The 13,817-nt window shown below is 64.6% G+C and carries 10 protein-coding genes; all 10 read right to left on the bottom strand.

Annotated elements, in window-relative coordinates:
* Nucleotides 1–182: 182 nt before the first annotated feature.
* Entirely contained in the window at nucleotides 183–1,169 is a 987-nt protein-coding gene (locus tag ACRVY7_RS20835) for an LLM class F420-dependent oxidoreductase (RefSeq protein ID WP_152930124.1), read from the bottom strand.
* Between the two features lie 210 nt (nucleotides 1,170–1,379).
* Complete coding sequence (locus ACRVY7_RS20840) at nucleotides 1,380–2,390, bottom strand: cutinase family protein (RefSeq protein ID WP_049700192.1); 1,011 nt, start codon at nucleotides 2,388–2,390, stop codon at nucleotides 1,380–1,382.
* On the bottom strand, nucleotides 2,391–2,936 hold the full coding sequence (locus tag ACRVY7_RS20845; RefSeq protein ID WP_270485310.1) for a DUF732 domain-containing protein: 546 nt from the start codon (nucleotides 2,934–2,936) through the stop codon (nucleotides 2,391–2,393).
* Nucleotides 2,937–3,138: 202 nt separating this feature from the next.
* Nucleotides 3,139–4,680: an alpha/beta hydrolase-fold protein gene (locus ACRVY7_RS20850; RefSeq protein ID WP_431818486.1), complete on the bottom strand. Its 1,542-nt coding sequence runs from the start codon at nucleotides 4,678–4,680 to the stop codon at nucleotides 3,139–3,141.
* A gap of 286 nt (nucleotides 4,681–4,966) precedes the next feature.
* Nucleotides 4,967–5,983, bottom strand: coding sequence for an alpha/beta hydrolase (locus tag ACRVY7_RS20855; RefSeq protein ID WP_049700194.1), 1,017 nt, complete (start codon nucleotides 5,981–5,983; stop codon nucleotides 4,967–4,969).
* A 472-nt stretch (nucleotides 5,984–6,455) separates the two neighbouring features.
* Nucleotides 6,456–8,795: an arabinofuranosyltransferase AftB family protein gene (locus ACRVY7_RS20860; protein ID WP_431818487.1), complete on the bottom strand. Its 2,340-nt coding sequence runs from the start codon at nucleotides 8,793–8,795 to the stop codon at nucleotides 6,456–6,458.
* The gene (locus ACRVY7_RS20865) at nucleotides 8,785–9,702 is read right to left on the bottom strand and encodes a decaprenyl-phosphate phosphoribosyltransferase (protein ID WP_049700195.1); all 918 of its coding nucleotides are present in this window, start codon (nucleotides 9,700–9,702) and stop codon (nucleotides 8,785–8,787) included. The genes ACRVY7_RS20860 and ACRVY7_RS20865 overlap by 11 nt, the downstream gene beginning before the upstream one ends.
* Complete coding sequence (locus ACRVY7_RS20870) at nucleotides 9,699–10,439, bottom strand: phosphatase PAP2 family protein (protein WP_431818488.1); 741 nt, start codon at nucleotides 10,437–10,439, stop codon at nucleotides 9,699–9,701. Before ACRVY7_RS20870 ends, ACRVY7_RS20865 begins: the two co-directional genes overlap by 4 nt.
* A complete protein-coding gene (locus ACRVY7_RS20875; protein WP_431818489.1) occupies nucleotides 10,420–12,396 on the bottom strand; it encodes a glycosyltransferase in 1,977 nt (658 codons plus the stop codon). Before ACRVY7_RS20875 ends, ACRVY7_RS20870 begins: the two co-directional genes overlap by 20 nt.
* Nucleotides 12,397–13,611, bottom strand: a complete 1,215-nt coding sequence (gene glf / locus ACRVY7_RS20880) for a UDP-galactopyranose mutase (RefSeq protein WP_431818490.1) — start codon at nucleotides 13,609–13,611, stop codon at nucleotides 12,397–12,399. It lies immediately after the preceding gene.
* Nucleotides 13,612–13,817: the final 206 nt, after the last annotated feature.

Raw genomic sequence — 13,817 nt, forward strand, 5'->3', positions numbered from 1 at the left:
GGCGTCGCGTCCGCATCTATAACGCGTGACACGGTAGCCCACACTCGGCTACTCACCCGAATTCTTGGCTTTTGGTGGATTGCACCTTTACGACGTCGGAATTCCGACACATCCCGAGAGTCATTCGCAGGCGAATTCACGTCAGCCCATTCCGACGAATGCGAAATGGGCCGTCGATGATGTTACTCCCCCTTCAATTGTGCAAGCACAGGCGCAAACGCATCCATCTGAGTGGGGAAGACGCCCACGTACGACATCGTCGTGCGTCGACGCACCTCGCGGATCTGGTCGGCGATCTCCTCGAACGATCCGATCGCGATATAGGGCGACGTCAACACGTCGTCGACGGTGAACTCGGTGTCGTGGGCAATGTTAGGCGGGTACCCCTGCGCAAGCGCCTTGAGTGCCATTTCCGCAGTGGCCTCGCGGTCGTCGGTGATGACGATGACCGCGATGGTCCAGTTGAGCTCGATGTCGGCGAACCGGTCGCCCGCGACCTCGCGGATGCGGTCGACGCGCGCCGCCGTCCTCTCGATCGTCATGTCCGACAGCTTCATCTTGCCGTCGGGAGTGGTGCCCGGGGCGACGGAGATGATGTCGGCGTGCTTGGCGGCCAGGGCGAGCATCTTCGGTCCGCCGCCGCCAACTGCGATCGGCGGTCGCGGTCCCTGACGAGGCCGCGGACTGCCCTCGAGGCCGTGGATCTGGTAGAACTCGCCGTCGAAGTCGACGGTCTCGCCGCGCATCAGCTTATCCAGGATGGTCAGCGATTCGTCGAGCTTCCTGATGCGCACACCCGGCGACTCGAACTCGATCCCTGCCTTGTCGAACTCTTCCTTCATCCATCCCGCGCCGATGCCGAGCTCGAGTCGGCCCTTGCTCAGGACGTCGATCGTGTTGGCCTCCTTGGCCAGGATCGCCGGATGACGGAAGCCGTTGGCGAGCACGGAGGTTCCGAGACGGATGGTGCTCGTCGCCTGGCTGAGCGCTCCGAGGGCTGCGAGCGGTCCGACCTGGTTGCCCAGATGGTCGGGTACCGCGAACGTGTCGTAGCCGTACTCTTCCGCGGTCTGCGCCAGCTTCACGAACTTGCGGGCTCCGCCCTCGTCCTTGTTGCCCTCGCCGCCGGCTCCGAACCGGAACTTGCGCAGTTCACCGGGGTCACTCATCGTCGCCTGCTTCTCCTCACGCATCACTGCGGTTACCGGTCGCGTTGCCGGTTGGTCTGGTGGGCGTATATGCCCGACCGTCCAACGGTAATGCAGGTCGACGGCGCTGCCCAAACACGGCTCGACGGGACATACGACCTAGTCGAGCGCGGGCATGACTGCGAACGGGACGATCCGACGCCGCGTGACGGGCGCGACGTCGGATCTACATCAGTTGTGTGCGGGACGCGGGGCGTCGGCGATCACTTTGTTCGACCAGCCGTACATCCATTGCGTGGCGCTGACGCCGTCGAGCTGCCAGTAGCGCTTGGTCGCGTACATGGCGTGAACGGGATTGTTGATCGCGCCCGCGAGCTGACCGACCGCAGCGACCGGATTGGCGACGGTCGGCGAATCGCAGATGAGATCGCCTGGCGCACAGATAGATTGGACGCGGTCTCGGAGATCGCCGAAGCCACCGCTTCGTGGTCCGGTCATCGTGATCCCCGGCACGAGCTTGCCAATCCCGCTGAGCGCGACCTCCGCACCGACACCGTCGGGTGCGGGGCCGATATCGTTCTGCTGCCCCTTCTCGCGTCGGCCGTCGGCGATGAGCCCGACGCCGAGCACCAGGTCCTGATCCGACGCGGCGATCGGGCCGCGACCGTTGCCGATGTTGCTCGCGAGGTCGCCTCCGATGACCGCACCCTGCGAGAAGCCCATGATCACGTAGCGCGTCAGCGGGCACTTCTTGTTGGTGTCACGCAGTTTTGCCGCAGCGCGGTTGTAGCCCTGCTGTCGCGACACGTTGTAGTCGACCTGACGGTCGTTGAGATTGGTCGGGTTACGGAATTGCGCGATGTAGGGAACGGTGTAGACCTCGGTCCGCGAGGTCGGGTACTCGTTCTGCAACGCCGTGGACACCCGTCGCATCAGCGACGCCTTGTTGGCCGTCGGATTCATCGGGTCGTCGTCGGCCGACGATTCCCAGGTACCCGGTATGACCAGCGTCAACACGTCCGGACAGTCGGCGGACTGCGCCTCCGGACGTCCGGGTGACGGTGGAGCGCTGGTCGACGGCCCCTCGCCGCCGGGAATACTCGGCGGTCCGGGTTTGAGCAGGGTGATCACCAAGATCACGATCAACACGATCGCGATGACGGCGAGAAGGGCTAGGAGCAGTGCAATACGACCGAGTCGACGACCCTTACGTCGACCGGTGGCACCTCGCTTGGCCGTCACCTAGCAGTAATTGTCACGTGCGGCTTTGATGACCTTGTCCGCCTTCGAGTTCGCCTCTGCGACGTTCTTCGAACTCGGGCCGATCATCGCGGTCACGAAAGCCTTCACTGTCGTCGGATCGGCTCCCTTGGACTGCTGCGCACAGACGTACTCGGCGCTGTTGAGCGCGACGGAGTTGTCGGAGTCGCCTGCGAAGCTGATGTTCTGGTCCTTGAGCGCCTGCAGGTACTTCTTGCCCTTGTTGCTCACCGGCTCGCCGCCGGGGCCGGGAAAGTTCTCCGGCACCTTGGTGCCGCTGTTCGGTGCGGTCGCGGGCAGCGTCGTCGAACCCGACACCTTGGTGCCGTCCGACGCGGCTTTCGACGACTCGGTCTCTGATTCCGACGACTTCGCGGCCGACGACGACGGAGACGAGTACATCGACGTCGTCGTGACGGGGTCACTCGTGATCGGAGCACTTGCTGTCGAGTCGTCCGAGCACGCGGTCAATCCGCCTGCCAGAGCGAGTCCGGCCACCATCACACCCAACCCGAAGAACTTCCTCATCATCACTTCCTCATCACAACCCGACCGGTCGTTGTCGGCACCGTGCCAGGCTACTCCGAACGCAAGACCTCACAGACCACCACAACGACGTCACCTGCGAAAACGCCGCGATTCCTCAGCGAGATCTCAGCGCACCCACACCCGGCGCCGAGGCTGTGCCGATCAATCGAACACACTCGGCACCGGGTGAGACTGCGCGCGGTCATTTACCGATGACCGTCCCGCCATTGGCGGTCCAGGAAATCTTGCCGCGCTCGAACGTGTTGAAGCGTCCCTTGCCGTCCCTGGTTGGCAGTTCGTCACTGGTCGGCAGACCCAGTTTGCCGCCGGGACCGCCGATCGAGGCGTATGCCCCACCGATCGCGCCCGCGACCTCCTTGGGCCCCTTGGGACCCGTGATCACGCGGCCCTTGTAGAAGTCCTGTGCGCGTCCACCCGGTACCGCGTACTCAGGGGTGAGGCAGCCGCCCAGCTTGTTGGCGTCTGCGACCTTCTTGAACGCCGCCGACGCACGGCACGCGACCTTGTCACCGCCGAGTCCGAGCGCCGCCGCAGCCTGCGGCCACGCCTGCGCCATCTCGAACTCCCAGTAGGCCCAGGTGTGGGTTCCGGACGGTCGGTACACCGCCTGCCCCGGGATGCCGAGCTGGTTGAGCTTGATCGCGAACTGCTGCGACGTGACACGGCTGAGCAGTTCCAGACCGACGCCCGAGTAGTTCGTGGCGAGCAGCGGGATATCCGACGGCTTGTCGTGTGGTCCGACGAGTCCGTTGCCCGACGAGACGTAGAGGCTCGTTCCGCGAAGCTTGTCGGCGATCAGGAACGGGTCGTGCTCCTTCCATGCCGGATCGCTCGGCGGTCCGAACATGTTCATCGAGTTGTAGCCACCGCCATCGCGCTGAGCGAACTGGATTGCCTGCGGCATACCCGTCGACGTCAACTGCAGAATGCCCGAGAACGACGCCGCGAACTTGTAGAAGCCCGGATTGCGCGCGGCCAGCATCATCGCACCGGTGCCACCCATGGAGAGGCCCTCGATGCCGCGGACGTCCGTCGAACGCCAGTCGCCTTCGATGATCGGGGGCAACTCGTGGATGAGGAACGTCTCCCACTTGTAGGTCTTGCCGCGGTCGGGCTGCTTCCAGTCGGTGTAGAAGCTCGACTCACCGCCGATCGGCAGGACGACGTTGACGTTCTTGTCCTTGTAGAAGTCGACGATGTTGGTGTTCAGGACCCACCCGCTCTGGTCGTCCTGCGCACGCAGGCCGTCGAGCATCGTCAGTTGCGGGAACTTGGCGTCCGGGCGGGCCCACCAGTCGCGCGCCAGCAGGATCTGCACCTGGATGTCGGTGTTCATCGCGGGCGAGTGCACCCACAGCGCGACGCGGCGGTCGGTGTACCAGAACACCTTCGTGACGCGTGCGGGCTGCGCGGGCGCCGCTGCAGGCTGCGCGGGTGCTGCCGCGGGCGGCGCAGGCTGAGCGGGGGCCGGCGCTGCGGGTTGGGCTGGCGCTGCGGGTTGGGCCGGCGCTGCGGGTTGGGCCGGCGCTGCCGGGTTGGCAGGGGGCGCGGCGGGCGGATCAGCAGGCGCCGACGCCTGGCCCGCCATCGTCACGCCGACTGCCACGGCGATCGTCGCCGACACCGTGGCTGCGAAACGCGTGATCCGACGTCCTCGTCGCCACCCCTGCTCGTTCGTCACCCGATCCCCCTTCGCGCGATCAGCGCGTACCGCTCGACGCATTCGATTCCCACTCCTTCGCACCGGTGGGGCGGAACTCCGCTGTGCACGCGTCTACGCACACCTCAGAAATCACACAAATCCCACTAGCCACATTTTGCCTCAGGTGTTTCTTACCCTGTCCCGACGGTGAATCCACGCGCGACGCGCTGAGGCGGATGAGATTTCTGTGACTTGTGATGCAGATGGGGTCAGTCGACGCGGCGCTTACGAGGTCGGCCACAAACGACGCGACCCCGACCGGGAGTCCCGGTCGGGGTCGCGTACGAGTAGAGCGTTACTGATCAGATCAGCGGAAGAAGCCTCGCTGGTAGGCGCTCCACACCATGTCCTGCCAGTAGCCCCACGCGTGGGTGCCATTGGCGTCGTAGGTCATCAGGTTGATGCCCTGCGTGAAGGCTGCGACCTCGAATGCCTTGCGCTGTGCCAGCGCCAGCACCTCGAGCGTCGAACCCTTGAACAGGTCGTCGAAGACGTTCGGCAGCGCGTTGTAGCGGCCGAAGAGTCCGTTACCCGATCCGGTGAAGACCTTGAGGTGATGCATGCGGTTGATCAGCATGAACGGGTCGTTGTCGTACCAACGCTGATCCCACGGGGGACCCCACATGGCGTCGACGTTCCACGGCTTGGGATCGACGTCGAGCATGGCCAGTCGAAGCATGGTGTGCATGCCCGGCGCGCTCAGGAAGTCGTAGCCCGAGAGCGAGCCTGCCGCGTAGTAGAGATCGGGGCGCTTGGCCGCGAGGACCAGAGCCGCGTTACCACCGGACGAGATGCCCATGATGGCGTACTTGCCGCCCTTGCCCTTGAAGCCCTTCTGGCGCAGAGCCGGCGCGAGGCGGTTCTGGATCACGCACTCCCACATGTAACGACGCTGCTGGCCGTTGAAGTTACTCGGCGCGTTCCAGTTGGTGTAGAAGCTGGCAGGTCCGCCGATCGGCTCGACGACGTTGACGCCGCGGTTGACCAGCTCCTGGACGTTGGTGTTGATTTCCCAGCCCGAGAAGTCGTACTGGGCGCGCATCCCGTCGAGAAGGATCACGGTGCGGGTGTTGCCCGGCTTGAACCAGGAGCGCACCTTGACCTTGCCGGGAGCCATCGACTTGTTGCCGAAGGCGCCGTTGGTCGGCATGCCACAGGCGTCGATCCACCACTCGCTCTTGCCTGCGGGTGTTCCGTTGACACGTGCATCTGCGGTACCTGCGCCCGTGATGACCGACGCGAGACCCGCGATCGTCATCAGCGCGACTGTCACCGCAACCAACCGGCTACGCATCCGGAATCCACCGCGTTTCCCGGGCGTCATCGCTCCCGACCTCACCGCTACTCCCATCGACCAAACTCTCCTCTGTTACCAGTCCCCATGCGCCCCACAGGACACACCAGGCACCAGATCGTTACGTGCGCGATATCAACCCGACCGGCTTGGCTACCCCTGGACTACGTTCCCACCCGTCACATGCGGCCTCCGCACGACCTGTGCGAGACACACCCTGCGAGTGCAATACACACCGAATCCGGTGCAATGCACAACGACTCGGGAGCCTATTGCATAGTCCAACACACTGACAATCAGTGTGACCGTCGCCACATGGACCGTCTTACGACGTCGACGTGGTGCCGATCGACCAATACCGCTCGGTCTTATCTCTCATCGCTTTATCAGGCTCCGACGTTACCTATCCGATACATAACAGGACAAATCTGTCATGCGCTTAGCCACCCTTAAGGTGTCTGACCTGCACAGATCGTTGGGTGATTTGTCCAGATTGTGACGCTCATCTCGGGTGCATGCGGGGCGGAACGGGCAGTCCGCAGCGCTGGAGTTCGTACTCCGGGTTGCGCTGAATGCGGTAGTCGGAGAAGCCGAACGACTGAGGCAGATTCTTCTTGAAACGCTCGAAGGACCACGTGTCCTTGTACGACTCGATCCGATCGACGGTCTGCGAACACGTCAGCGCTTCCTTCGCTTGCGCAACCATGTCCTCGTCGAGGAAGCCCGGCAGCACCGGCCATTTGGGATAGGCGCCGGACTCCGCGATGACCCACTCGGCAGGCAGGTTCTTGTCGTGCCCGATGCGACCGTCCTCGAGGCGTTCGGTGTGTGCGGCGATCGGGTACGCGAGGCCCATCTGGTCGATCACGCGGACGTCGAGCGGAGCGTTCATGCTCGTCATCCCGAGATTGAGGAAGTAGACGGTCGCCTTGCGCTCTGACTGCGGGGTGTTGTCCGGCAGCTTGGCCACGTACCACTCGTCGTAGTTGTTCGACGGCAGGATCACTCCACCCTGCGTGCGGTACTCGTCGATCCGCTCGACCATCGCACGCATGCGCGGGTAGTCGAGGTAGTCGGCTGCGGTGACCGGGTTTTCATTGCCCATGTTGGTGACGTAGAACCGACGCTCGTCGACGATGCCGCTGCGTCCGATGTCGATGCCCGCGTTGGGCAGCACCTTCTCGTGGCAGACGATCGCCCACACGAGCGTCGTGATCCACAGCGCAGCCATCACGGTCGCGCCGCCGAGTTGCACCATCACGCGTCGGCGCCGACCCCGGTCCTTCACCGCGTCGACGCCGCGTCCGAAGGCCGCGCGGACATCGGCAAGAGCGGGCAGCGAGAGCGGTATGACCATGACCGGGAGCAGGATCGTGAACATCGGCGTCAGCAACACACGGCCGTGCATGAAGTCGCCACCCTGGCGCAGCCAGTAGACGCCGACCACGAATCCCGCGACCACGATGGCCACCGTGACGGTCGTCGGAGTCTGCAGATTGCGTGACCATCGTGACAGTCGCTCGCGGACCGTCGGGCGTTCCGAGTCCTTCGACGTGTCCTTCGACGACGCCGCGGCGCTCGAGTCGTCGCGTGTGGCCGCGCGGTTCATCCGGATGCCCACGACGATCAGGACTCCCGCAACGATCGCGAGGACGACGGGAAGGACAAGCGTGTACGGCCCGAAGAGGTTGCCGAGATAGACGAAGCCCTGATGCCACTTGGACCCGCTCGCATCCTTCGCGACGGCGGGGTTGGGAATGAGCAGTGCGTAGTAGCCCATCCGGAAGATCTGATAGCCAACCGGCAACACCGCGGCACACAGCACAACGCCGACGCGCATCTTCCACGTCAGCGGCGCCAGGAAGACCAACAGCAAGGCGATTCCGCCGACCACGGCGAGTTCTGGCCGGATCAACGGGGCGAGACCAGCCCAGAATGCGAGGAACAGCGTCGCCGCTGCTCGTCGGTAATCCGCGTTTCTCGGCGCGCCCTCCGGTGCCCCACCGGACCGTCTTCGGGACCACGCGATCAGCAGACACCAGAGCACCGCGACCCAAAAGATGCACAGCCCGTTTTCCAGACCGCTCGTTGCGAAGTCACGCGCGGGTGGGATCGCGATGTAGATGATCGCTCCCAGCGGCAACAGCAGCGTGATCCCGGTTGCAGCGGGACCGGTGATGCGCGGTCCGAGTAGTCGTGCCGTGCCATACATCGCGATCGGGATCGCAGATACCGAGAGCACCAGCGCGACCCACAGGGCGACGTATTCGAGCTGACCGTCGGTCACCCATGCCCAGAACCACAGCAGGTAGGTCCACGCCGTCGACGTGTTCGCCTCGACACGCTCGCCCGCATTGAACACCGGACCGTTGCCTGCGAAGAGGTTTCGCAGCGTGCGCAGCACGATCAGACCGTCGTCGGCGATCCAGCGACGCTGCCACGCACCGATCGCGAAGAAGGTTGCGACCCCGATGGCCCCGATCAGGAAACTGACTGTCGCCGTCCACTCACGCGGACCCCACGACGACAGAAATCGCCGACGCCCCGCTCCCGGCGGGGGGCCGGCGGCCGCACCGTCGTCGGCCTTCTCGCTCTCGTCGTCATCAGGGCCAGGGTCTTCAGGGCCTGGATCATCAGAGCCGACATCAGCTCCGGCGTCCTCGCCGACGGGACCGGGTTCCGGATCGGCGGCACCAGACCTCTCACCGATGACGGGGATCACCATCGTGACGTCGGTGCCCAAGGCTCGGTCGGCGTCGTTATAGGAGTCCGAAGTGCCGGGGATCTCTCGAAGTCTGTGTCGCCCCGCGCGAACGGGCTCGTCACGAACGTCAGACGACATAGACCGCGACACCAACACAGACGATCCATGCCAGCGCCAGGATCTGCAGAATGCGGTCGCCGAAGGCGATCTCTTCGGGTTCGCCCGCGGTACCGCCGTCGACGACGACGGCATAGCGCAGAATCGCGATGGTGAACGGCACCATCGAGATGGCGTACCACACGTTGGTGTCGTGTCCGGAGTTTTTGTCGAACGCCCACAGCCCGTAGAACGCGACGACGAGCGTCGCCGACAGCGTCCACACGAAACGCAGGTAACTCGTCGTGTAGTACTGCAGCGATTTGCGGATCTTTGCGCCGGTTCGCTCGGCGAGAACCAGCTCGGCGTAGCGCTTGCCCGCTGCCATGAACAGCGATCCGAAGGCCATGACCAGCAGGAACCACTGCGACAGTTTGATGTCGGTCGCGGTACCACCGGCGATCGCACGCAGCAGGAACCCGGACGAGACGATGCAGATGTCGATGACCGGCTGGTTCTTGAGCCCGAAACAGTAACCGAGCTGGATCACCAGGTAGATCGCGATGACCACCGCGGTCTGCCAGTTCGCTGAATAGGCGATCAGCAGCGACGCCACACCGAGCACCACCGCGAGTACGTACGCGAGCTTGACCGGCACCACGCCTGCGGCGATCGGCCGATAACGCTTTGTCGGGTGGTTGCGATCGGATTCGACGTCGATCGCGTCGTTGATCAGGTAGATGCACGACGCCGCGAGACAGAACGCCACGAAGGCGATACCCGCGCGGCCGAGCACGTGTGCATCGGTGATGCTGCCCGCGGCGAGCGGAGCTGCCAGCACCAGGACGTTCTTCACCCACTGGCGTGGGCGGAGCGCCTTGATCAGGCCGTCGACCCGGTTCTTGGGCGGGCCGACCTTCTTGCCGTGCTCGATGGGCTCCTCGCTCATGCCTCTCCTCGGTTCCTGATCGCCCACGCGGCCGCGGTCCGTGCGGTCTGCCCGGGCACCAGTGCAAGTGCACCCGCTCGGGCCGCCACACGCGCGGTGCGCGTGGCACGCGGATGCCCTGCAGCCGTGCGCGATGCCTGCTCGAACAGCGTGTCAGCACCGATGACGGCTCCAGCACCCAGTGCGCCGAGTGCGGCTCCCGCGGCGACGTCGCTCGGATAGTGAACCCCGAGCACAAGCCGCGAGGTGAGCATAGGTGGCACCAGAAGTGCCGGTAGCAGGTAGGGCGGCAAACCGGCGGCCCTACCGATCAGAATCGACGCCGCAGTTGTCGACGTCGCGTGCGACGACGGGAAGCTCAGCTTGCTCGGCGTCGACACCCCGATGCGGATTCTGGGATCGTGCGGCCGGGGGCGTCGGACGATGCGTTTGATGATCACCGACGCCGCGTGCGTCCCGAATGCTCCGACTCCGGCCTCGACCCACCGACGTTGCGCCGTGGCGTCGCCCCGACGACGAGCGACGGCGTACCCGATTCCCGAGATGGCCAGCCAACCGAGCGAATGCTCTCCGAAATGCGAGAGGGCCCGCGCTGTCGGGAGCACACCGGGACGGTCGTAGAGCGCATCCTGGATGGCGATCAGCGCGTCGACCTCGCGGCTCTCGCCGCGACTGACAGCATCGTTCGACGACTCGTCGCGTTCCGCGACGTCCCGATCATTCGATTCCGAAGACACCCGCCCAGCTCTCCTTACTGGTCAAGTCCTGATGAGCGGCGCGGTAGCGCTGCGCCATCTCAGGAAACCTCTCGTTGAGTTCACGCACCAGGGCAGCCGATTCGCGTGCGAGCGCGATCATCTTGTCGCGGTCTCGCTGGCGATACACCACTCCCCGACCATCTGCCGTGGTGACCGTGACGCCGTCGACCCGCCCGAGCGAGAACCACCGCGCCTCGATGGGCGGGTAGTTGGCTTGCGGCACCTCGTGATGACGAGGGTCTGCCGGGCGCAGGTTGTTGACCACCGACGCCGCGAGCGCCTTGATCTTGCTCACCGGATTGGTCGGCACGTTGACACCGAGATGCGTTGCCTCCCCGCTGGTTCGAGGCAGTTCGGTTGCCGAGGGCAACACGACCGCGTCGGGGTACTGCTTACGCATCTCCGCGATCTTGGGAAGCGCGGTCGGCAGCAGATCGCGGATGTGATCGGGACCCGCGAGGAAGTCGCGGATCGCTTCGTTCTGAATTGCGACCGTCGAATATTCAAGGCTCAGAAGATGTTTGGCAGTCGCCTTGACCATCGACTGCAGAATCCCCTTGATCGGACCGTCGTGATGGATCGAGGCGACGACGAGCCGGTTGCGCAGGTGGAAGTACGCCTGCCAGTCGATGGCGTCGTCCTTGTCGCTCCAGGCCATGTGCCAGATGGCGATTCCCGGGATCGTCGCCGTCGGGTAGCCCGCTTTCGCGGCACGCAGGGCGTACTCCCAGTCGTCCCACTTGATGAACAACGGCATCGGTAGGCCGATCTGCTCCGCGCATTCACGCGGGATCATGCACATCCACCAGCCGTTGCCCTCGACGTCGATCCGACGATGCAGGTTCTTGGAATTCTCCCTGTCGCGCAACGGGTACTGCGCGAAGTCGTGGTCGTACTCGACGAAGGGCGCGGCCGTCCACATGAAGTTGTGGTGATTGATCACCTCACCCATCGAATGCAGGTGACTGCGGTCCTGCAGGTTGAGCATCTGACCGCCAACGAGCATGGGCGACTTGGCAAATCGCGACATCGCGAGCGCGCGGAGGATGGAATCCGGCTCGATCGCGATGTCGTCGTCCATGTAGAGGATGTACGGGCTGTCGGTGAGCCGCAGCGCCTCGTACATGATGCGCGCGTAGCCGCCCGAGCCGCCGAGGTTGCCCTGGTCGAAGATGTGCAACCGATCGCCGAGCGCCGCGGAAGCTTCCTCGTAGCCGGGCTCGTCGACCACATTGCGCGTGCCCTGGTCGGGCATCAGCACGGCGTCGATCACCGCGTCGACCAACGGATCCGACGTGAGCGCGGCCAGTGCATTGACCGCGTCCGTCGGCCGGTTGAAGGTCGGGATGCCGACGGTGACGCGCTTGGTCTCCGGGCCTGTGGCCGCTGCGACCGCCGAATACCAACCCGCCGAGACGATTTCGGTGTCGGTATCGGTGGTGACGTCGAACCAGATCCATCCGCCGTCCTCGAATGGCCCGAGGTCGAGCTCGAATTCGATGACGCCGTAACCATGTTCGTCGGTGGGCACCAGGTCGCCGCCGATACCGATACGCGAACCGTCGACCTTGGAGCGGTAGAGGTCCACGCGGCACGTGCCGCGGACCTCGACGCGCAGCACGACCGACTTCAGGACCGACCAGCGTCGCCAATACGACGCCGCGAACGCGTTGAAGTAGGTCTCGAAGCTGACCTCCGACTCGCCTGCGAGAAGCACAGACGCCCTGGTCGGCGCGTGGGCACGACGAGTGTTGTTGTCGGACTCCACCTGATAGAGCGAGCGCACGTCGATGGGCTCACCCGGCCGCGGGAAGATGACCCGCTGCAGCAGTTCAACGGCCTTCGACTCGGGAACGCTCGGCGCCGTCGCCGGCTGCGCCCCGGTGGTCTCGATCGTCTCGACAGACGTCGTTTCGTTGGAAACAGTCACACTCATCTACTCCGCCTCCGCCAGCGGCGCACCGTCACTCAGGTGCGGCGCCAGCGTGTTCTCGAACATGGTGAGCGCACTCGCGATCGCCATGTGCATGTCCAGGTATTGGTAGGTGCCCAACCGGCCGCCGAACAACACCTTGGCGTCTGCGGTCTCGGTCTTGGCGAGCTCCCGGTAGGCGGCGAGCTTGTCGCGGTCCTCCGGGGTGTTGATGGGGTAGTACGGCTCGTCGTCGTCGTTGGCGAATCGGCTGAACTCGCGCATGATGACGGTCTTGTCCGTCGGATAGTTCTTGCGCTCGGGGTGGAAGTGTCGGAACTCGTGGATGCGCGTGAACGGGACGTCGGCGTCGTTGTAGTTCATCACCGGGGTGCCCTGGAAGTCGCCGGTTGCCAGCACCTCGGTCTCGAAGTCGAGGGTGCGCCATCCCAGGCGTCCCGCCGAGTAGTCGAAGTACCGGTCGAGCGGGCCGGTGTAGACGACCGGTGCGTCGGGGTTGGCGGCGCGGATCTCGTCGCGGATGGCGAACCAGTCGGTGTCGGTGCGCACCTCGATGCGGTCGTCGGCAGCCATGTTCTCCAGCCACGCGGTGTACCCGTCGACCGGCAACCCTTCGTAGGTGTCGTTGAAGTAGCGGTTGTCGAAGGTGTAGCGCACGGGCAGCCGCGTGATGTTCGACGCGGGCAGGTTCTTGGGGTCGGTCTGCCACTGCTTGGCCGTGTACGCCTTGATGAACGCCTCGTACAGCGGGCGCCCGATCAGGCTGATCGCCTTCTCCTCGAGGTTCTTGGCGTCCTTGGTGTCGATCTCGCTGGACTGCTCGGCGATCAGCGCGCGCGCCTCATCGGGGCTGTAGTACCGGCCGAAGAACTGCGACACCAGGCCCAGCCCCATCGGGAACTGGTACGCCTGGCCGTCGTGCAGCGCGAACACCCGGTGCTGGTAACCCGTGAAGTCGGTGAACTGATTGACGTAGTCCCACACCTTCTTGTTCGACGTGTGGAACAGGTGGGCGCCGTATTTGTGCACCTCGATGCCGGTTTCGGGCTCGGCCTCCGAGTATGCGTTGCCGCCGATGTGCGACCTGCGCTCGACCACCAGAACCCGCTTGTCGAGCTGGGTCGCCGCGCGCTCGGCGATGGTGAGACCGAAGAACCCGGATCCGACGATGATCAGATCGAAGGCGGAGTTCGACGCGACGGTGCTATTGGTGGCCACGGGTGTTCAGGGTAACGGACCCGACAACGGAGCTATCCACACACGCAGGGGAGTCGTCCACACACGCGGGGGCAGCGTCGTCGACGCATGCAGGGTCGAGGAGGTCGACACACGCGAACACCCTGAGACGACGTCGCGAGTCCCCTATTCGGATGTGATGTGCCCCGAGCACACAATTAAGGCTGGCCAGGGCCGGTATGATCAAT

Origin of the sequence: Gordonia jacobaea (assembly GCF_965344965.1) — a bacterium.
GTDB classification, from domain to species: domain Bacteria; phylum Actinomycetota; class Actinomycetes; order Mycobacteriales; family Mycobacteriaceae; genus Gordonia; species Gordonia jacobaea.

Bases quoted from the DNA above. Each gene is read 5' to 3' on its own strand.
- ACRVY7_RS20865 (WP_049700195.1), bottom strand. From the start codon at position 9,702: ATGAGCGAGGAGCCCATCGAGCACGGCAAGAAGGTCGGCCCGCCCAAG.
- ACRVY7_RS20850 (WP_431818486.1), bottom strand. From the start codon at position 4,680: ATGCGTCGAGCGGTACGCGCTGATCGCGCGAAGGGGGATCGGGTGACG.
- ACRVY7_RS20855 (WP_049700194.1), bottom strand. From the start codon at position 5,983: ATGACGCCCGGGAAACGCGGTGGATTCCGGATGCGTAGCCGGTTGGTT.
- ACRVY7_RS20860 (WP_431818487.1), bottom strand. From the start codon at position 8,795: ATGTCGTCTGACGTTCGTGACGAGCCCGTTCGCGCGGGGCGACACAGA.
- ACRVY7_RS20845 (WP_270485310.1), bottom strand. From the start codon at position 2,936: ATGAGGAAGTTCTTCGGGTTGGGTGTGATGGTGGCCGGACTCGCTCTG.
- ACRVY7_RS20835 (WP_152930124.1), bottom strand. From the start codon at position 1,169: ATGAGTGACCCCGGTGAACTGCGCAAGTTCCGGTTCGGAGCCGGCGGC.
- ACRVY7_RS20875 (WP_431818489.1), bottom strand. From the start codon at position 12,396: ATGAGTGTGACTGTTTCCAACGAAACGACGTCTGTCGAGACGATCGAG.